Raw genomic sequence first — 19471 nt, forward strand, 5'->3', positions numbered from 1 at the left:
GCATGACCGCTCGCACGTTGAGCGCCGCTGTGTCCCACGTGGGCCGCATCCGCGCGAACAACCAGGACTCCGGCTACGCCGGGGCGCACCTGTTCGCGGTCGCGGACGGCATGGGTGGGCACGCCGGCGGCGACGTCGCCTCGGCGATCGCGATCCGGCGCATCAGGGAGGTGGACCGCGAGTTCCCCTCGGCCCACGACGCCGAGTTCGCGCTGCAGTCGGCCCTGATCGCCGCGAACCAGCTGATCACCGAGACGGTCTTCGAGCACCAGGAACTGACCGGCATGGGCACCACGGTGTCCGCGATGATCCGGGTCGGCGAGCAGATCGCGATCGCGCACATCGGTGACTCGCGCATCTACCGCCACCGTGACGGTGAGCTGCAGCAGATCACGTCGGACCACACCTTCGTGCAGCGCCTGGTCGACAGCGGCCGGATCACCCCGGAGGAAGCCGCGGTCCACCCCCGTCGCTCGGTGCTCATGCGGGTGCTCGGCGACGTCGATGCCGCACCAGAGGTCGACACCGCGATCATGGACATCCAGCCGGGCGACCGCTGGCTGCTGTGCTCCGACGGCCTGTCGTCGTACCTGGCCGAAGAGCGCATCCGGCACGCCCTGGCGTCGAACATGGACGCCAACCAGGTCACACAGCGCCTGGTCAAGGAGACCCTCGACCACGGCGCCCCCGACAACGTCACCGTCGTCGTCATGGACGTCACCGCGGACGAGGTCGACGACGACGACGACGCGGCCACCACCGTCGGGTCCGCGGCCGCTCCCCTGACCTTCGAGGCGTCGACCGGTCGCAAGCCGATCCGCCTCCCCACGATCCTGCTGCACCCGCTCAAGGTCACCACCGCCCCGGAGGACTCGCACTTCGAGCCCGAGTCCGACCAGTTCTTCGCGGAGCTGATCGCCGAGGACCGCCGACGCCGCATCCGACGTCGGGTCTCGTGGACGGTCGCGCTCGTGGTGGCGGTCGCTGCCCTGGTCGGGGCCGTGTTCCTCGGCTGGCGGATCACCCAGGACCACTACTACGTCGGCACCGACCGCGGCACGGTCGCGATCTACAAGGGCGTCCAGCAGTCGATCGGACCACTGGCGCTGTCGGACGTCTACGAGGACACCGACATCACCGTGTCGATGCTCCCGGACTACACCCGCGAGAACGTCCGCTCGACGATCAACGCGCAGTCGCTCGACGACGCGCGGGACATCGTCGACCGACTGCGCAAGGCCGCCGAGACCGGGCAGGACCAAGCCGGTACCGGCGGTGACGGCGGATCCACCTCGTCACCCTCGCCGTCACCGACCCGGTCGTCGACGCCCTCCCCGTCCCCGACCCGGGGCTCGCGATGAGCAACGCCACCGCCCAGTCGTTCACGCAGGCGATCACGATCAAGCTCCGTGAACCCGCACGTGCTCGGAACCTCGAGCTCGTGCTGCTCGTCATCGCCTGCGGCATCTGCGCCGGCGCGATGGTGCTCGTGCAGCTCGGCACCAAGGGGCGACTGTTCGACACCTCGGTGCTGTGGGTCGGCGGGGGCATCCTCGGGTTGGGGCTCGTGATGCACGTCGTGCTGCGGGTCGTCGCCAAGAACGCCGACCCGTTCGTCCTGCCGATCGCACTCGTGCTGAACGGCATCGGCATCGCGGAGATCTACCGCATCGACGTCCACAACGGCCTGACCGGCTGGGACGCCATCGGTGTGAAGCAGATCGTCTGGACGATGCTCGCGATGGTCCTGGCGATCATCACGCTGCTGCTGGTCCGGAACCACCGGTTCCTGCAGCGCTACCGCTACATCTTCATGTTCCTGACGATCGCGCTGCTGCTGCTGCCGATCCTGCCCGGCATCGGTCAGAACATCGGTGGTGCACGGGTCTGGATCAAGATCGGACCGTTCTCGTTCCAGCCGGGCGAGCTCGCGAAGATCACCATGGCGCTGTTCTTCGCCGGGTACCTCGTCACCGCGCGCGACTCGCTGTCGATCGTCGGCAAGAAGTTCCTCGGCATGACGTTCCCGCGTGCCCGCGACCTCGGCCCGATCCTGGTGATGTGGGGCGCCGCGATGGCGGTCCTCGTCTTCCAGCGCGACCTCGGCACGGCGCTGCTGTACTTCGGCCTGTTCCTCGTGATGATCTACGTCGCGACCGCGCGGATCAGCTGGGTCGTCATCGGTCTGGCGCTGTTCGTCGGTGGTGCCCTCGTCGCGCAGAGCGCCCTCGAGTACGTGCACGGCCGCTTCGAGCAGTGGCTCGACCCGTTCAACCAAGAGGTCTTCAGCCGCGACACCCAGGCGAGCTACCAGCTCGTGCAGGGACTGTTCGGCTTCGCGAACGGCGGCATCACCGGCACCGGCCTCGGCCAGGGGCGCCCCTACATCACGCCCGTCGCCAACGCGGACTACATCATCGCCTCGCTCGGCGAGGAGCTCGGCCTGATCGGCGTCTTCGCGATCCTGGCGCTCTTCATCGTGCTGGCCTCGCGCGGCATCCGCGTCGGGTTCATGGCGCAGGACGACTTCGGCAAGCTGCTCGGCGTCGGCTTCGGCTTCGTGATCGCCCTGCAGGTGTTCGTCGTCGTCGGTGGCATCACCCGCGTGATCCCGGTGACCGGCCTGACCACGCCGTTCATGGCTGCGGGTGGTTCCTCGCTCATCGCCAACTGGATCATCGCCGCGATGCTGCTGCGACTCACCGATTCCATCCCAGCCGAACAACGCGTCCAGCAGGGTGCGATCCCCGCCGCGAGCGGGCGGTCCGCGCGCGCGACCAGGAAGGAGCGTCGTCGATGAACCGACAGCTCCGCGGTGTCTCGACCGTCATCGTGCTCATGTTCGTCGCACTCTTCGTGTCGACGACCTCGATCCAGTTCTTCTCGGCGGACACGCTCCGCGCCGACTCCCGCAACTCACGCACCATCTTGGACAGCTACTCGACCAAGCGCGGTGCGATCCTCGTCGACGGCAGCCCGATCGCCGAGTCGACCCCCGTGGACGACCAGTACGAGTACCAGCGCAAGTACACGAACGGTGACCTGTACTCGGCGGTCACCGGGTACTTCACCATCGGCCAGGGCAACACCGGCATCGAGAGCGCGGAGAACACCGTGCTCTCCGGCAACTCCGACGCCTCGTTCTTCCAGAACCTCAACTCGATCCTCACCGGCCAGGACGTGCAGGGCGACAACGTCAACCTGACGATCGACCCCGCCGTGCAGCAGGCCGCGTACGACGCCCTCGGCACGAACAGCGGCGCCGTCGTGGCCATCCAGCCGAAGACCGGCAAGATCCTCGCGATGGTCTCGAAGCCGAGCTACGACCCGAACACCCTCACCTCGCACGACACCGCGAAGGTCAAGGAGCAGTACGACGCCCTGCTCGGCGCCTCGTCGTCCCCGCTGCAGAACCGCGCGATCGGCGGCGACCTGTACACGCCCGGGTCCGTCTTCAAGCTCGTCGTGGCATCGGCGGCGCTCGAGGGCGGCAAGTACAACCTCGACTCGACGTTCCCGAACCCGTCGCGCCTGCAGCTCCCCGGCACGAGCTCGTACATCAACAACGCCGAGGGTGGCACGTGCGGGGGCGGCGACAAGGTCAAGCTCCGCACGGCCATCCAGTACTCGTGCAACATCCCGTTCGCCGAGCTCGGACAGAAGCTCGGGTACGACGCGATCAAGAGCATGGCCGACAAGTACGGCTTCGGTGACGCCATCGAGGTCCCGATGTCCGCGACCGCCAGCCAGTACCCCGAGGTCGACTCCACCGCGCAGCTCATGCTCAGCGCGTTCGGCCAGGCGAGCGTCCGGGTGTCCCCGCTGCAGATGGCCATGGTGTCGGCCGGCATCGCGAACGGCGGCAAGGTCATGCAGCCCTCGCTCGTCGACTCGATCACCACGAGCGACCTGAAGACGGTCGAGTCCTTCTCCCCGAGGCAGTACAGTGATCCGCTGTCCTCCTCCGAGTCCGCTGACCTCACCGAGGCCATGCAGAGCGTCGTGAACGCCGGGACCGGAACGAATGCCAAGATCGACGGTGTCGACGTCGCAGGGAAGACGGGCACGGCCGAGGGCGGAACAGGCGATCCCTACACCCTCTGGTTCACCGGGTTCGCGCCCGCGAAGGACCCGGAGGTCGCCGTGGCGGTCGTCGTCGGAGACGGCGGCGGGCTCGGCCAGTCGGGAGTCGGCAACACAGTCGCGGCCCCGGTCGCGAAGAAAGTCATGGAGGCGGTGCTGAACAAATGAGACCCACCAGCGGACTCACCTTCGGTGGGCGGTACCAGCTCTCGTCCCGGGTCGCCATCGGCGGCATGGGAGAGGTGTGGCAGGCCACCGACCTCGTCATCGGCCGAACCGTCGCACTCAAGATCCTCAAGGACGAGTACCTCGGCGACCCCGGGTTCCTCGAGCGCTTCCGCGCCGAGGCCCGGCACGCTGCGCTCGTCAACCACGAGGGCATCGCCAACGTCTTCGACTACGGCGAAGAGGACGGCAGCGCCTACCTCGTGATGGAGCTCGTCCCCGGCGAAGCGCTCTCGACCATGATCGAGCGCGAGCACACGCTGCCGGTCGACAAGGTCCTGGACATCGTCGCGCAGACCGCGAACGCCCTGCAGGCCGCGCACGCGGTCGGTCTCGTGCACCGCGACATCAAGCCCGGCAACCTGCTCATCACGCCGGACGGCCGCGTCAAGATCACCGACTTCGGCATCGCACGCATCGCCGACCAGGTCCCGCTCACCGCGACCGGCCAGGTCATGGGCACCGTGCAGTACCTCTCGCCCGAGCAGGCGAGCGGGCACCCGGCGTCGCCGTCGACCGACATCTACTCGCTCGGCATCGTCGCGTACGAAGCCCTGGCGGGTCGTCGTCCCTTCACGGGCGAGTCGCAGGTCGCGATCGCGATGGCGCACATCAACGAGCAGCCGCCGGCGTTGCCCGGGGACATCCCCGAGCCCGTCGCCGCCCTCGTGATCTCGTGCATCGCGAAGAAGCCCGCCGATCGTCCCGCCACCGCCGCCAACCTGGCGCGCGCCGCACAGGCGCTCCGCCGTGGTGACGTCGCAGCGGCCACCGTCGCCGTCCCCGCCATCGCACAGGGCGGCACCGTCGCGTTCAACCCGCCGCAGGGTCAGGGCAACGACGCTGCCACCGCGCTGCTCGGCACCCAGTCCGGTGCAGCCGCCGGCGGTGCCGGTGGACCCGTCGGACCGCGCTCCCCGGCGACGGACGAGCCCGAGGAACCGAAGAAGAAGCGCGCCTGGATCTGGTGGGTCGTCGGCATCGTCGTGGTGCTCGCCATCGCGGGTGGCTTCGGTGTGTACGCCCTGAACAACCCGGCTGACCCCGACCCGAGCCCGTCGAAGTCCGCCTCGAAGACCTCGCGTCCGTCGCAGACCCCGTCGGAGACCCCGTCCCAGACGCCGGTCGACACCCGAATCACGGTCAACGCCTCGGATTACAACGGCCAGGACGCCCAGGACGTCGCCAATCAGCTTCGAGCTCAAGGCTTTACCGTCAACGTCACGGACGGTGACAACGCGCCTTCCGAGGATCTCGTCGGGACCGTTCAATCCCTCACACCCGAGGGAAGTCTCGAGCCTGGGACGACAATCTCAATCAAGGCGTACAAGGCCATCCCGACGCCAGATGCACCCGCTGCTGCGACGCCCGGAGCGGTGTCCGAGTCAGGGCGTGTGACCTTTACCTGGCCCACGTACGAGAAGTGCCCCACTGGGTACACCAGTAAGACGACGTACGCGTACACGGTGACGAACGGGACGGTGGTCTCGAACGGCAGCAGCGAAGGGTCGACGACCGGAACGGCTGTGACGATCGCCGCCGCCACACCCGGCGCGCCGACCACGTTCACGTACACGGTTGCGTGCTCGTCCGTCGGCGGTGGGTCAGCGGTGTCGAACTCCTCGGAGGCTGCGCAGGTCACCTGGACCGAGCCCACCGAGGAGCCCACGACCGACCCGAACGACGGCATCGACCCGACCGACGCCCCGATGGACGGCAACTGAACGACCCCCGGACGGGGACTGTCGACACCGTTCGGTAACGGTTCGGTCGACCCCTCCCTGACCAGCGTCTCACCAGGTGGTGCTGCCGTACACTAGCCCGGACGGACAGACGGAGGAGTACGTGCCAGAAGGTGTGACCGCGGGGATCACCCTCCTCGCCAACCGTTACGAGATCGGTGATGTCATCGGCCGAGGCGGCATGGCAACCGTGCACCTCGGCAACGACACCCGTCTCGGTCGCAAGGTCGCGGTGAAGCTCCTGAAGCCGAGCCTGGCCAACGACCCGGCGTTCCGCACCCGGTTCCGGCAGGAAGCCCAGGCCGCCGCACGTATGGCGCACCCCACGGTCGTCCGCGTGTACGACGCCGGCGAAGAGACCGTAACCGAGACCTCGGGCGCCGAGGTGCAGGTCCCCTTCATCGTGATGGAGTACGTCGAGGGCCGCCCGCTCTCCGACATCATCGCCGAGGGCGCCGTCGCTCCGGCCGAGGCCGTCCGCATCACCGAGGGCATCCTCACCGCGCTCGAGTACTCCCACCGCGCCGGCGTCGTGCACCGCGACATCAAGCCCGCCAACGTCATGGTCACGCACAGCGGCCAGGTCAAGGTCATGGACTTCGGCATCGCCCGAGCCATCACCGACACCTCCGCCACGGTCGCGCAGACCACGTCGATCCTCGGCACTGCGTCGTACTTCTCGCCGGAGCAGGCCCGTGGCGAGACCGTCGACGCCCGTACGGACATCTACTCCACCGGTGTCGTGCTGTTCGAGCTGCTCACCGGCCGCGCGCCCTTCCTCGGTGACACCCCGGTGGCGGTGGCCTACCAGCACGTCAGCGAGCAGCCCGTCGCCCCGTCGTCGATCACACCAGAGGTGTCCCCGGCACTCGATGCCGTGACCCTGCACGCCCTGGTCAAGGACCGCACGCGCCGCTTCCAGAACGCCGCCGAGTTCCGCTCGGACCTGCAGCAGGCCGCTGCGGGCCGAGTCCCGGCATCCACCAAGAAGATCCAGCAGAACGCGGCGAACGACGCCTCGACGGTGCTGTTCGGGGTCGACCCGCGCACCACGTCGAACCCCGCCGCGGCGTTCCGCGAGCTCGACGACGACACCGCTGAGCACCGCCCGCAGCGCACGCAGAACCGTCCGCCGGTGGCGTGGATCTGGGTCGGCATCCTGCTGACGGTCGCGGTCATCGTCGGGGTCGTGTTCTTCGTCGCGAACCTGCAGCCGGGCAAGCCACCGGTGTCGTCGTCCGTGAGCGTGCCGAACGTCACCGGGTCGACCTTCAGTGCCGCGTCCACCGCCCTCGAGAAGAAGGACCTGACGGCCGTCAAGGTCGAGGAGAACTCCGACTCGGTCGACAAGGGCACGGTCATCCGCACCGACCCGGGCTCCGGCATCAACGTGGGCCGGAAGTCCAGCGTGAACGTGGTCGTCTCCCTCGGCCCCGAGCGGGTCCCGGTCCCCGAGCTGAACGGGCAGTCCCAGGCAGCGGCACAGCAGGCACTGGACGATGCCGGCTTCCGCGTCGGCGCGATCAGTTCCGACTACTCGTCCGACGTGCCAGAGGGCACCGTGATGAGTTCCGACCCCGAGTCCGGTTCGCTCCACACCAAGGGCATCGTGATCAACCTCACGGTGTCCAACGGCAAGGTGCAGCTGCCGAACGTCACGAACCAGCAGTTCTCCGAGGCGAAGGCGTCGCTCGAGCAGCTCGGTCTCACCGTGACGCCGTCGCCGTCGTACTCGTGCACGGGTGGCCTCGTGACGCAGCAGGACACCCCGCAGGGCGATGTCGCCCAGGGCAGTGCCGTCGCCCTGACCTACTGCGCCGCGTCGAGCCAGCCGACCCACGCCCCGTCGTCCGACAACGGGAACGACAAGGGCGACAACGGGGACACCGGTGGAGACAACGGCGACACCGGCGGCGACAACGGCGACGGTCGCTGACCGTCCCGATCAGGAACGACGCCACCGCGGCCGTCGCGCCGACCACACGCACACGCGTGTGGCCTGACGGACCGGTGACGGGCCTCCCGTCGGCACGCTGACGGCCAGGAGGCCCGGCGCACCCCCGCCACGCGTCCGCGGGCCCGCCAGGTCGTCGCGTCCACTGCTCCAAGCACGTCGACACGCGACGCCGTCGAGTGCGCTCTGACGAGTCAGCCGCGGTGCGTCGCGATGAGCGGGCCGAGCCCGTCGGCGCGCTCGGCAGCCCCGGAGAGACCGGTGGTCTCGAGCCAGTTGCCGACCATGCGGTAGCCACCCTCGGTCAGGACCGACTCGGGGTGGAACTGCACCCCGTACAGCGGGTGGGCGCGGTGCTGGACTCCCATGATGACGCCGCCGCCGGTCCGGGCTGTGACGGTGAGCTCGTCGGGCACCGTGCCGTCGACGATTGCGAGGGAGTGGTACCGCGTCGCCGTGAACGGGTGCGGAACGCCCGCGAAGAGCGTGCTGTCGTCGTGGTCGACCTGCGAGGTCTTGCCGTGCATGAGTTCGTCGGCGTGCGTGACCGTGGCGCCGAGGGCTTCTGCGATCGCCTGGTGGCCGAGGCAGACCCCGAGCAGGGGGGTGCCGGACGCGATCGCCGCGTGCACCGTGGGGATCGAGACGCCGGCGTCGACCGGGGTGCCTGGGCCGGGCGACAGCAGGATGCCGTCGTAGTCGGCGATGCGGTCCGCGATCTCCGACTCGGGGAAGGCGTCGTTGCGCACCACGTCCGTCTCGGCTCCGAGCTGCTGGACGTACCCGTTCAGCGTGTAGACGAAGCTGTCGTAGTTGTCGACGACGAGGATCCTGGTCATGGCGGTTCACCGTACTCGTGGGGGATGTGTGCAGCGGTCTGCGGGCCGATCCACACACGTGGTCACGGTAGGATACCGGCCATGGCCAGTGACAAGGACCGCACCAAGCCCGCCCGGAGGACCCGAGCCGACTCGGTCGACACCGCGGGGGACGCCCCGAACCCGGTGTGGTTCAAGCCGGTCATGTTCGGCTTCATGCTCATCGGCCTCGTCTGGGTGATCGTCTTCTACATCTCGAACGCGACCCTGCCGGTGCCGAGCCTCGGCTCGTGGAACATCCTGGTCGGCTTCGGCATCATGTTCATCGGCTTCCTCATGACCACCCGCTGGCGCTGATCCGCAGCCTCGAGACACTCCGACGCCCGTCGCACCACTTGGTGCGGCGGGCGTTGTCGTTCTCCACAGGACTTGCTGCCGCTGATCCCCGGATCATCGAGGATCCGGGCGGTTCTCCACACTTCTACACACTCTCCACATCGTCATCCACACCCCGACCCCGGAGTTATCCACAGCTGAGTCCACAATGGGGATAATCACACGCGTGTAACTCACCGGTTTCTCCACACCTGTGGATAACTCTGCGGACGCCTTGTGGACGGCGGACTGGAGACCCGTGGCGGCCTGGCACCGTGCCTCCCGTCCGCCGTCCAGTCGCGGGAGCGACGAATGCGCGGCTGGCTGCGCCGTTCCGCCTGCGAAAGCGTCAGATGTCGCCGAAAGGTCGGCGACAGACTGTCGCTTCCGCGGGAGAGTGACCGCACGACGGGCTGGGCGCACGGATGTCTCGGAACGACGAACGCCCCGCCGCTGATGCGACGGGGCGTTCGGTGGACGTGTGTCCGGGTCGGGTCAGCCGATGGTGACCGCGTACCCGACTGCGGTGAGGACGATGCCCACCAAGGCGGTGGCGACGAGCAGGCCGATCTGCAGGGGCCGCTGCCGGATGTTCCGGGTCTTGGCGAACACGAAACCCACCAGGAAGCCGCCGATGATGCCACCGACGTGCGCCTGCCACGAGATGTTCGTCCCCGGGAGGAACCCGACGACCAGGTTGAGGCCCATGATCACGAGGAGCTGCACTGCGTTCTGCCCGAGGCTCCGCTGCAGCACGAAGAACGCCGCGAAGAGCCCGAAGATCGCACCGGACGCCCCGACCACCCAGGTACCGGGAGCGAGGAACGTGACGAGCATCGAACCGAAGACCCCCGTGATGAAGTACAGCGCCACGAATCGCCAGGCACCGAGCATGTTCTCGAGCATCCGGCCGAAGATCCACAACGCCCACATGTTGAACACGATGTGGAGGATGCCCGAGTGGACGAAGAGCACGGTCACGACCCGCCACGGCTCCGTGGGCAGCAAGAACGAGTTGTAGGCGAGCAGGCCGGTGAAGAACCGACCACTCACCTGGTCCAGCAGCCAGATGGCGACCGTGATCGCCACGATGACGACCGTCGCCTTCTGGTCGAGCATCGCGAAGCGCCGTCGCGCGACCGTCAGCCCGCTGGGGGCTCCGGACGCGCGACGGTTCGCTGCGAACTGTGCGCGCTGTTCACGCACGCACTCCGGGCAGTGCACCCCGACTGCCGCCGGCGTCTGGCACTCCGGGCAGATCGTCCGCCCACAGCGCTGGCAGAGCACGAAGCTCTGCCGGTCCGGATGCCGGTAGCAGGTGTTGTTCGGGTTGTACGCCTGGTCGGTCACGTGTGGATCAGACGCCTTCGACGTCGATGCTCTGGATGACCACGTCCTCGACGGGCTTGTCACGGCCGTCGGTGGGGACACCCTCGATGGCGTCGACCACGGCACGCGACTCGTCGTCGGCGACCTCACCGAAGATGGTGTGCTTGCCCTGCAGCCACGGCGTCGCCACCGTGGTGATGAAGAACTGCGAGCCGTTGGTGCCACGCCCGCCCTGGATGCCGGCGTTGGCCATGGCGAAGATGTAGGGGTTCTGGAACGTGAGCTCGGGGGAGATCTCGTCGTCGAAGCGGTAGCCCGGACCGCCGATGCCCTGGCCGAGCGGGTCGCCGCCCTGGATCATGAAGTCCTTGATGATGCGGTGGAAGACGACGCCGTCGTAGAGCTTGTCGGTGGAGACCTTGCCCGTACCCGGGTGGGTCCACTCCTGCTTGCCCGTGGCGAGGTCGACGAAGTTCTTGACGGTCTTCGGTGCGTGGTTGCCGAACAGGTTGACGCGGATGTCGCCCTTGTTGGTGTGGATCGTTGCGACAGCGGTGTGCAGAGACATGTTCCGATTCTCGCATGTACCGGCTGCGTACGGACCGGACCCACAGGTGAGGCTCCGTGACCTGTCAGGGACTCTGGTGGCAGGATGGGGTCACGCCGATCCGATGGAGGTACCAGATGACGACGATCGAGATCCCGCGCAAGCGTCGGAAGCAGATCAAGAAGCTCAAGGGCCAGACCGCCTCGCTCCTCGGAGAGCAGCGCAAGGTCCTCGAGCACGCGAACGCGATCCTGGCGGAAGCCCGGTCGAACGCAGCCGACGCAGCCCGCAAGGACATCGCCCCTCGTGTGCAGAACGCGATCGACAACGGGATCCGTCCCGCGGTCGCGACCGGGGTCCACGCTGCGACGTCCGCAGCACAGAACGCTTCGCACAAGTTCCAGTCCGAGGTCATCCCCGGACTGGTGTCGACCGCTGGCTCCGTGCTGAGCGTCACCGACCTCGCGAAGGACCCCCGGGTCAAGAAGATCGTGAAGAACGCCCAGAAGAAGGGCAAGAAGGCCAAGAAGGCTGCTGTGAAGTACGTTCCGTCACAGCAGAAGAAGGGCATCGGCTTCGGTGGTGTCGCACTCATCATCGTCGGCGTCGTCGCCGTTGCTGGTGCCGCGTACGCCGCGTACCAGACGCTCCGCGCCGACGACGACCTGTGGGTTGCCGACGACGCTGACACGGCGGAGAAGCCTGCCGCCTGACCTCCACGGTTCGTACGAAGGGCCCCGGCACGCCGCCGGGGCCCTTCGTCGTTCCCGGCCTCGGGTCTGCGACGAGGCACCAACTGGCTGGCCGGCCGGCCGGCCGACGCCGAGGTTCCGCGACATGCCGCACGCCAGCCGCCGAGGTTCCACGGCCGTCCCCTGGAGCGCTCGAGATGCCGTGATTTCGGAACCTCGGCGCCGCGAGACCTCGGGGCACCAACACCCGCCCAAGCCCAGCACGCACGACGACGACGACGAACGCACGATGTCGCACAGAGACGGCTATCGCGGAGCGGCCCGTGCCGAAGGCACGAGACCAGCACGGCGGAACGATCCGGCGGAGGAAGGAACGACCGCAGCAGGGTCATCCCGGAGTGGAGTGGAGCCTGGGAGAATCGAACTCCCGACATCCTGCTTGCAAAGCAGGCGCTCTACCAACTGAGCTAAGGCCCCGGGTGCCACCGAGGTGATCGGCGGCGGGATGGAATTGTCGTGTGTTCCGAAGAACTGGTGGGGCTACAAGGACTTGAACCTTGGACCTCTTCGTTATCAGCGAAGCGCTCTAACCGCCTGAGCTATAGCCCCTCAGACCGGATGAAAGCCTACCCCACGGATCTCGCAGAACGAAATCGAGCGGTCGGCTCACCCGGCCCGGGTGTGTCAGTTGTTCGTGAAGCCGACGAGCAAGCCGCCGGTGATGCGGACACTGAGGTTGTAGAGGACGCTCACGATGGCGCCGAGCACGGTGCCGACGACCACGTTGAGGATGCCCACGACGATGGAGAACCCGAGCACCTGGCCCAGTGAGAACTGGTCCATGATCGAGTAACTGTTCTGACCGGTGACGTCCTTCAACAAGGCGTCCACCTGCGTGAACACGCCCGTCTGGTTGAGGATGACCCACACCAGCGCCGTGGCGACCACGATCACGATGCTGCCGGCCAGGGCGATGAGGAAGCTGAGCTTCACCATCGACCAGAAGTCGACGTAGACCAACCGCAGCCGCACTTGGCGGGTGCCGACGGGTCGCTTCGCCTTCTTCTGGAGCTTCTCGGCGACACTACTCATTGCTTGACTGGTCCTCTCCGGCCTCGTCCGCGACGGGCTCGGTGTCGATGGGATCAGTGGAGTCCGGGGCCGCTTCGGAAGGGCTGACCGTCTCCACCGGGCCCGCTGGCTCGATCTCGGCGTCGTCCTGGTCGACCAGGTTCCGCTCGGTGTTCTGGGCCACTGCGATGATCTTGTCGTTCGCCGCGAACCTGGCGAAGACGACACCCATGGTGTCGCGACCCTTGGCAGGGACCTCGGCCACGGCAGACCTTACCACCTTGCCCGATTGCAGCACGACGAGCACTTCGTCGTCCTCACCGACGATGAGAGCACCCACAAGGTCGCCTCGGTCGGTCGCCAACTTCGCCACCTTGATGCCGAGACCACCGCGTCCCTGGATGCGGTACTGGTCGACGGCGGTGCGCTTGGCGTACCCGCCCTCGGTCATCACCCAGACGAAACCGTCGTCCGCCACCACGCGTGCGGCCAGGAGCGAGTCGCCGTCGCGGAAGGACATGCCCTTCACGCCGGAGGTCGACCGACCCATCGGCCGCAGGGTGTCGTTCGTCGCGGTGAAGCGGAGCGACATGCCCTGTCGTGAGACGAGCAGCAGGTCGTCGTGCTCGTCGACGAGCAGCGCCTGGCGGAGCTTGTCCCCGTCGCGCAGGTTGATCGCGATGATGCCACCGGTGCGGTTGGTGTCGTACTCGGTGAGCGCGGTCTTCTTCACCAGCCCGTGCTCGGTCGCGAGGACGAGGTACTGCGCGACCTCGTAGTCACGGATGTCGAGCACCTGCTGGATCTGCTCGTCCGGCTGCATCGCGAGCAGGTTCGCCACGTGCTGGCCCTTGGCGTCGCGGCCGGCTTCCTGCAGCTCGTACGCCTTGGCGCGGTAGACCCGGCCCTGGTCGGTGAGGAACAGCAGCCAGTGGTGCGTCGTCGTGACGAAGAAGTGCTCGACGATGTCGTCCGCGCGGAGCTGGGCGCCACGGACACCACGGCCACCGCGGTGCTGCGAGCGGTACTGGTCGCTGCGCGTGCGCTTGACGTACCCACCGCGGGTGATGGTGACGACCATCTCCTCTTCGGGGATGAGGTCTTCCATCGACATGTCGCCGTCGTAGCCGAGCATGATCTCGGTGCGCCGGTCGTCGCCGAAGCGGTCGACGATCTCCTCGAGCTCGTCGCGGATGATCGTGCGCTGCCGGGTCTCCGACGCCAGGATGTCCTGGAAGTCGGCGATCTTGCGCTCGAGTTCTTCGGCCTCGTCGTGGATCTTCTGGCGCTCGAGGGCGGCCAGTCGACGGAGCTGGAGCTCGAGGATCGCGCGCGCCTGGATCTCGTCGACGGACAGCAGGTCCATCAGGCCGGAGCGGGCCTCTTCGACGTCGGGCGACCGACGGATGAGCGCGATGACCTCGTCGAGGGCGTCGAGCGCTGCGAGGTAGCCGCGCAGGATGTGCGCGCGCTTCTCGGCCTCGCGCAGGCGGAACTGGGTGCGGCGGACGATGACGTCGACCTGGTGCGCGACCCACGCCGAGATGAACCCGTCGAGCGGCAGGGTCCGCGGGACACTGTCGACGATCGCGAGCATGTTCGCGCCGAAGTTCTCCTGCAGCTGCGTGTGCTTGTACAGGTTGTTCAGCACGACCTTGGCCACGGCGTCGCGCTTGAGCACGATCACCAGGCGCTGGCCGGTGCGACCCGAGGTCTCGTCGCGGATGTCCGCGACGCCGGCGAGCTTGCCGTCCTTGACCAGGTCGGCGATCTTGATCGCGAGGTTGTCCGGGTTGACCTGGTACGGCAGCTCGGTGACGACGAGGCAGGTGCGACCCTGGATCTCCTCGACGTTGACGACGGCGCGCATCGTGATCGAACCACGACCGGTGAGGTAGGCGTCCTGGATGCCCTTGGTGCCCAGGATCTGCGCACCGGTCGGGAAGTCCGGCCCCTTGATGCGCTGCATGAGCGCGGCGAGGAGCTCTTCGCGCGTCGCCTCGGGGTTGTCGAGGGCCCACTTCGCGCCCTCGGCCACCTCGCGCAGGTTGTGCGGCGGGATGTTCGTCGCCATGCCGACCGCGATGCCGACCGAGCCGTTGACGAGCAGGTTCGGGAACCGTGCCGGCAGGATCGCGGGTTCCTGGGTCCGACCGTCGTAGTTGTCCTGGAAGTCGACGGTGTCCTCGTCGATGTCCCGGACCATCTCCATGGCGAGCGGCGCCATCTTGGTCTCGGTGTACCGCGGGGCTGCTGCGCCGTCGTTGCCCGGCGAGCCGAAGTTGCCCTGACCGAGTGCGAGCGGGTAGCGCAGCGACCACGGCTGCACCAGACGGACCAGCGCGTCGTAGATCGCCGAGTCGCCGTGCGGGTGGAACTGCCCCATGACGTCGCCGACGACGCGGGAGCACTTCGAGAACGCGCGGTCCGGACGGTAGCCGCCGTCGAACATCGCGTAGATCACGCGGCGGTGCACCGGCTTCAGGCCGTCACGGACCTCGGGCAGCGCACGGCCGACGATGACCGACATCGCGTAGTCGAGGTAGGAACGCTGCATCTCGAGCTGCAGGTCGACCTGCGAGATGCGGTCACCGGAGACGACGATGTCCCCGCTGTCGCCGTGGACGATCTCGGGCTGCTCGTCGGGGGCGTTCTCGTTGTCGTCAGCCATTGGCTTGCGTTACCTTTCTGACGGCCGGGAGGCCGTGGTGACGTTCGTCGCGGTGGACGCGACCACAAGTGGTCCGGACCAGAGCACGCGGCTGGCACCGCGCCTCCAGGCCAGGGTCGAGATGTCGAGTCTGTTCAGATGTCCAAGAAGCGGACGTCCTTGGCGTTCTGCTGGATGAACTGGCGACGTGCGTCGACGTCTTCACCCATCAGCGTCGAGAAGGTGCTGTCCACCGCGGCGGCGTCCTCGAGCGTGACCTGCAGGAGCGTGCGGGTGTCCGGGTTCATCGTGGTGTCCCAGAGCTCCTTGTAGTCCATCTCGCCGAGGCCCTTGTAGCGCTGGATGCCGTTGTCCTTTGGGATCCGCTTGCCGGCGGCGATGCCCGACTGCATCAGGGCGTCGCGCTCCCGGTCGCTGAACACGTACTCGTGCGCCGCGTTCGACCACTTGAGGCGGTACAGCGGCGGCTGCGCGAGGTACACGTAACCGCGCTCGATGAGCGGCCGCATGTAGCGGAACAGCAGGGTCAGCAGCAGCGTGGTGATGTGCTGGCCGTCGACGTCGGCATCGGCCATCAGCACGATCTTGTGGTACCGGGCCTTGTCCGGGTCGAAGTCCTCACCGATGCCGGCGCCGAACGCCGTGATCATCGACTGGATCTCCTGGTTGGCGAGCGCGCGGTCGAGCCGCGCCTTCTCGACGTTCAGGATCTTGCCGCGCAGGGGCAGGATCGCCTGGGTCATCGGGTTGCGGCCCTGCACCGCGGAACCGCCGGCGGAGTCGCCCTCGACCATGAAGATCTCCGACAGGGTCGGGTCCTTCGACTGGCAGTCCTTCAGTTTGCCGGGCATGCCACCCGACTCGAGCAGCCCCTTGCGACGCGTGGTCTCGCGGGCCTTGCGGGCCGCGAGCCGCGCCTGCGACGCCTGGATCGCCTTGCGGACGACGTCGCGGGCCTGGGTCGGGTTGCTCTCGAACCAGTGCGTGAGCTCGGCGCCGACGACGCGCTGCACGAAGCCCTTCGCCTCGGTGTTGCCGAGCTTCGTCTTCGTCTGGCCCTCGAACTGCGGTTCGCCGAGCTTCACGGAGATGACGGCCGTCAACCCTTCACGGATGTCGTCACCCGTCAGGTTGTCGTCCTTCTCCTTGATGATCTTCGTCTCGCGCGCGTACTTGTTCACCAGGTACGTCAGCGCCGCGCGGAAGCCCTCTTCGTGGGTGCCGCCCTCGTGCGTGTTGATCGTGTTCGCGAAGGTGTGGACGCTCTCCTGGTACGAGGTGTTCCACTGCATCGCGACCTCGAGCGCGATCTTGCGCTCGGTGTCCTCGGACTCGAAGCCGATGACGTCCGGGTGGACGAGGTCGGCCTTCTTCTGCGCGTTGATGTACTCGACGTAGTCGGCGAGACCGCGCTCGTACATGAAGGAGTCGTTCCGCGCCTCTTCCCCTTCTTCCGGGGTGCGCTCGTCGCGCAGGTTGATCCGCAGGCCCTTGTTGAGGAAGGCCATCTGCTGGAACCGGGTGCGCAGGGTCTCGTAGTCGAAGACGACGGTCTCGAAGATCTCGGCGTTCGGCCAGAAGGTGATCGTGGTGCCGTGCTCGTCGGACGGTTCGTCCTTGGTCAGCGGTGCGACCGGGACGCCGTCGGTGTAGCTCTGGCGCCAGACGTGGCCCTGCTGTCGGACCTCGACGTCGAGCTCGGAGCTCAGCGCGTTCACGACGGAGGAACCGACACCGTGCAGACCACCGGACACCGCGTACGCGCCGCCGCCGAACTTGCCGCCGGCGTGCAGGACGGTCAGGACGACCTGGACGGTCGAGACGCCTTCGGCCGCGTGGATGCCGACCGGGATGCCACGGCCGTTGTCGACCACGCGGACACCGCCGTCTTCACGGATGGTGACGTCGATGGTGTCGCAGTACCCGGCGAGGGCTTCGTCGACGGAGTTGTCGACGATCTCCTGGACCAGGTGGTGCAGACCGCGGGGCCCCGTCGAACCGATGTACATACCGGGACGCTTGCGGACCGCCTCGAGCCCCTCGAGCACCTGAATCTGGTCTGCTCCGTAGGACGGTTCGCTCTGCGGGGTCTCCGCGTCGAGCGGGTTCTGCGGGTCGTCTTCAGATTCTGATGCCATGTCGAGCGTGCTCCTGCCTGCGCGCGGAACGCCCGCGCACTGCACCTCCCAGTCTACCGCAGAGGCCCCTCTTTCGAGGGCTCATCCGGCCCACAGGCGGGCTTTTTTGGCACCACAGGATGATTTCGTCGGCTCAACCGTAGGTGTCGCGAGGACCGCGCCCCTGGACCGTCCTGGGGCCGCGTTTCCAGGTGGGGACGTCCGGCCCCGAAACCCGGATCGACTCGACCCCGGCTTCCGGGTGCCGCTCGGCGATGGTCGTCGTGACGCTGGCCCGCATGAGACGGAGCTGCGTCGCCCAGGCCGTCGAGTCACACCGGATGACCAGCGCACCGTCGTCGATGGTGACCGGCGTGGAGTGCTTCGCGAGTTCCTCACCGACGACGCTCGGCCAGTCCACGAACAGCTCCGAGCGGGCCAGGGGTTCGGTCCAGCCGAGCTCGTTGGCCAGGGATCCGACCACGTCACCGAGCCCACGGGGTTCGCGGCCACGGCCGTACGGGACGGTGTCGGCGTCGAACTCGCGGGAGCGACGGCGGCGGGCGTCGACCCCGCGCTTCGAGGGGTCACCGAAGACGGCACGGAGGTGCCGGTACAGCCGCGACGGCTCGGTCGGCTTCCACGGGCGGGGCATCAGGCGTCGGCTTCCGGCGGGGTCGCGTCGGTCACGATCGTGCCCGCCTCGATCCGCACCGTGTGCGCGGCCAGCTGCGAGGGGACGTCGCCGAACACCGCGGCCGTGATGAGGACCTGCTCGTAGTCGGCCACGGCGTTCCCGAGGCGTTCGCGCCGGGATTCGTCGAGTTCGGCGAACACGTCGTCGAGGATGATGATCGGGTCACCGAGGTTCGACTCCGCCCGCAGGATCGACGCGCTCGCCAGCTGGATCGCGAGCGCGAACGACCAGGACTCCCCGTGACTGGCGTACCCGCGGGCAGGTAACCCGTTGAGCTGGAACAGGACGTCGTCCCGGTGCGGCCCGACCAGGGTCAACCCGCGGTCGAGTTCGTCACGACGACGCCGCTCGAGGGCAGCCGCGAACGCCTCGGCTGCGGCGGTCACGCTCACCGGCTCGTCGGGGGTGCCGAGGACCGGGTCCGTCGCGGCGGCGGCCTCCGGGTCTCCGCCACGGATCGAGAGCACACCGGCGATCGAGGCATCGTGGTCCTCGCCCGCGACGGTGGCGTACGCCTCGGCGACGAACGGTGCGAGCCGGCGGGTCAGGTGGTCGCGCGCGGCGACGATCTCGGCACCGAGTCCGACGAGGCGGTCGTCCCAGACGTCGAGCGTCGACAGCGCGTTGGCCTTGGCGCCGGTGGCACGGGCCGACTTGAGCAGGGTGTTCCGCTGGCGGAGCGTGCGGTCGTAGTCGGCCAGGACCCCCTGCATCCGCGGCGCGATCTGGCCGAGCAGTTCGTCGAGCATGCGTCGGCGACCGGCCGGTTCGCCACGGACCAGGGCGAGGTCCTCGGGAGCGAAGAGGACGGAGGTGCAGTAGCGCGGGAGTTCACGGGGCTTGATCGCCGACCGGTTCACCTGCGCACGGTTCGCCCCCGTGCGGTTGATCTGCACCTCGGCGAGGATGCTGCGGTCCTCGTGCGCCAGGCGGGCCCGGACGATCGCGGCGTCGCAACCCTGGCGGACGAGCGCTGCATCCGTCGGGACCCGGTGAGAACCGAGCGTCGACAGGTACCCGATCGCCTCGACCAGGTTGGTCTTGCCCTGCCCGTTCCGCCCGACGAACAGGTTCGGCCCGCGTGCGAGGTCGACGTCCGCCTCCCGGTAGTTCCGGAAGTCGGTGAGTTGGAGATGGTCGACGTGCACGC

The 19471-nt window shown here is 67.9% G+C and carries 15 protein-coding genes and 2 tRNA genes; 7 read left to right on the forward strand and 10 right to left on the reverse strand.

What is annotated here, in order from left to right; genetic code table 11:
• Positions 1-2 precede the first annotated feature (2 nt).
• The 5 genes from EDF47_RS10165 (at position 3) to pknB (ending at position 7986) form a co-directional block, all read left to right on the forward strand.
• Entirely contained in the window at positions 3-1361 is a 1359-nt protein-coding gene (locus EDF47_RS10165) for a Stp1/IreP family PP2C-type Ser/Thr phosphatase (RefSeq protein WP_111083696.1), read from the forward strand.
• Positions 1358-2800, forward strand: coding sequence for an FtsW/RodA/SpoVE family cell cycle protein (locus EDF47_RS10170; protein ID WP_123339315.1), 1443 nt, complete (start codon positions 1358-1360; stop codon positions 2798-2800). Before EDF47_RS10165 ends, EDF47_RS10170 begins: the two co-directional genes overlap by 4 nt.
• Positions 2797-4251 carry a penicillin-binding protein 2 gene (locus EDF47_RS10175; RefSeq protein ID WP_111083694.1) on the forward strand — a complete coding sequence of 485 codons (1455 nt, stop codon included), beginning with the start codon at positions 2797-2799 and terminating at the stop codon, positions 4249-4251. The genes EDF47_RS10170 and EDF47_RS10175 overlap by 4 nt, the downstream gene beginning before the upstream one ends.
• The gene (locus EDF47_RS10180; protein WP_133938101.1) at positions 4248-6032 is read left to right on the forward strand and encodes a serine/threonine-protein kinase; all 1785 of its coding nucleotides are present in this window, start codon (positions 4248-4250) and stop codon (positions 6030-6032) included. The genes EDF47_RS10175 and EDF47_RS10180 overlap by 4 nt, the downstream gene beginning before the upstream one ends.
• Positions 6033-6165: 133 nt before the next feature.
• Positions 6166-7986, forward strand: a complete 1821-nt coding sequence (pknB, locus tag EDF47_RS10185; protein ID WP_131845192.1) for a Stk1 family PASTA domain-containing Ser/Thr kinase — start codon at positions 6166-6168, stop codon at positions 7984-7986.
• A gap of 212 nt (positions 7987-8198) precedes the next feature.
• Here pknB and EDF47_RS10190 read toward each other — a convergent pair whose 3' ends face one another.
• Entirely contained in the window at positions 8199-8843 is a 645-nt protein-coding gene (locus tag EDF47_RS10190; RefSeq protein ID WP_133938103.1) for a gamma-glutamyl-gamma-aminobutyrate hydrolase family protein, read from the reverse strand.
• A gap of 81 nt (positions 8844-8924) precedes the next feature.
• Between EDF47_RS10190 and EDF47_RS10195 the strand changes: the two genes are divergently transcribed.
• On the forward strand, positions 8925-9179 hold the full coding sequence (locus EDF47_RS10195; RefSeq protein ID WP_123292935.1) for a cell division protein CrgA: 255 nt from the start codon (positions 8925-8927) through the stop codon (positions 9177-9179).
• A gap of 513 nt (positions 9180-9692) precedes the next feature.
• On the opposite strand, the gene EDF47_RS10200 is transcribed toward EDF47_RS10195, so the two are convergent.
• Positions 9693-10547, reverse strand: coding sequence for a rhomboid family intramembrane serine protease (locus EDF47_RS10200; RefSeq protein WP_131877935.1), 855 nt, complete (start codon positions 10545-10547; stop codon positions 9693-9695).
• A gap of 7 nt (positions 10548-10554) precedes the next feature.
• The gene (locus EDF47_RS10205; RefSeq protein ID WP_111083688.1) at positions 10555-11094 is read right to left on the reverse strand and encodes a peptidylprolyl isomerase; all 540 of its coding nucleotides are present in this window, start codon (positions 11092-11094) and stop codon (positions 10555-10557) included.
• A 116-nt stretch (positions 11095-11210) separates the two neighbouring features.
• On the opposite strand from EDF47_RS10205, the gene EDF47_RS10210 reads away from it, so the two are divergent.
• Complete coding sequence (locus EDF47_RS10210) at positions 11211-11786, forward strand: hypothetical protein (protein ID WP_111083687.1); 576 nt, start codon at positions 11211-11213, stop codon at positions 11784-11786.
• 383 nt (positions 11787-12169) lie between these two features.
• Here EDF47_RS10210 and EDF47_RS10215 read toward each other — a convergent pair.
• From EDF47_RS10215 to recF, 7 genes are all read right to left on the reverse strand, one after another.
• Positions 12170-12242: transfer RNA gene (locus tag EDF47_RS10215), tRNA-Ala, on the reverse strand.
• A gap of 55 nt (positions 12243-12297) precedes the next feature.
• Positions 12298-12374 (reverse strand) — tRNA-Ile (locus EDF47_RS10220).
• Positions 12375-12449: 75 nt separating this feature from the next.
• Positions 12450-12857, reverse strand: a complete 408-nt coding sequence (locus EDF47_RS10225; RefSeq protein ID WP_027466922.1) for a DUF3566 domain-containing protein — start codon at positions 12855-12857, stop codon at positions 12450-12452.
• Complete coding sequence (gyrA, locus tag EDF47_RS10230; protein WP_243698016.1) at positions 12850-15507, reverse strand: DNA gyrase subunit A; 2658 nt, start codon at positions 15505-15507, stop codon at positions 12850-12852. The genes EDF47_RS10225 and gyrA overlap by 8 nt, the downstream gene beginning before the upstream one ends.
• A gap of 134 nt (positions 15508-15641) precedes the next feature.
• A complete protein-coding gene (gene gyrB / locus EDF47_RS10235; RefSeq protein ID WP_123292937.1) occupies positions 15642-17645 on the reverse strand; it encodes a DNA topoisomerase (ATP-hydrolyzing) subunit B in 2004 nt (667 codons plus the stop codon).
• A gap of 133 nt (positions 17646-17778) precedes the next feature.
• The gene (locus tag EDF47_RS10240) at positions 17779-18279 is read right to left on the reverse strand and encodes a DciA family protein (RefSeq protein WP_111083686.1); all 501 of its coding nucleotides are present in this window, start codon (positions 18277-18279) and stop codon (positions 17779-17781) included.
• Complete coding sequence (gene recF, locus EDF47_RS10245) at positions 18279-19469, reverse strand: DNA replication/repair protein RecF (protein WP_131877933.1); 1191 nt, start codon at positions 19467-19469, stop codon at positions 18279-18281. Before recF ends, EDF47_RS10240 begins: the two co-directional genes overlap by 1 nt.
• Between the last annotated feature and the right edge of the window lie 2 nt (positions 19470-19471).

Origin of the sequence: Curtobacterium sp. PhB190 (genome assembly GCF_004365385.1) — a bacterium.
GTDB lineage: Bacteria > Actinomycetota > Actinomycetes > Actinomycetales > Microbacteriaceae > Curtobacterium.

Excerpts from the sequence above, each read along its gene's own strand:
- EDF47_RS10165 (WP_111083696.1), top strand. The coding sequence starts at position 3 with ATGACCGCTCGCACGTTGAGCGCCGCTGTGTCCCACGTGGGCCGCATC.
- EDF47_RS10170 (WP_123339315.1), top strand. The coding sequence starts at position 1,358 with ATGAGCAACGCCACCGCCCAGTCGTTCACGCAGGCGATCACGATCAAG.
- EDF47_RS10175 (WP_111083694.1), top strand. The coding sequence starts at position 2,797 with ATGAACCGACAGCTCCGCGGTGTCTCGACCGTCATCGTGCTCATGTTC.
- EDF47_RS10180 (WP_133938101.1), top strand. The coding sequence starts at position 4,248 with ATGAGACCCACCAGCGGACTCACCTTCGGTGGGCGGTACCAGCTCTCG.
- EDF47_RS10190 (WP_133938103.1), bottom strand. The coding sequence starts at position 8,843 with ATGACCAGGATCCTCGTCGTCGACAACTACGACAGCTTCGTCTACACG.
- EDF47_RS10195 (WP_123292935.1), top strand. The coding sequence starts at position 8,925 with ATGGCCAGTGACAAGGACCGCACCAAGCCCGCCCGGAGGACCCGAGCC.
- EDF47_RS10205 (WP_111083688.1), bottom strand. The coding sequence starts at position 11,094 with ATGTCTCTGCACACCGCTGTCGCAACGATCCACACCAACAAGGGCGAC.
- EDF47_RS10210 (WP_111083687.1), top strand. The coding sequence starts at position 11,211 with ATGACGACGATCGAGATCCCGCGCAAGCGTCGGAAGCAGATCAAGAAG.
- EDF47_RS10225 (WP_027466922.1), bottom strand. The coding sequence starts at position 12,857 with ATGAGTAGTGTCGCCGAGAAGCTCCAGAAGAAGGCGAAGCGACCCGTC.
- gyrA (WP_243698016.1), bottom strand. The coding sequence starts at position 15,507 with ATGGCTGACGACAACGAGAACGCCCCCGACGAGCAGCCCGAGATCGTC.
- gyrB (WP_123292937.1), bottom strand. The coding sequence starts at position 17,645 with ATGGCATCAGAATCTGAAGACGACCCGCAGAACCCGCTCGACGCGGAG.
- EDF47_RS10240 (WP_111083686.1), bottom strand. The coding sequence starts at position 18,279 with ATGCCCCGCCCGTGGAAGCCGACCGAGCCGTCGCGGCTGTACCGGCAC.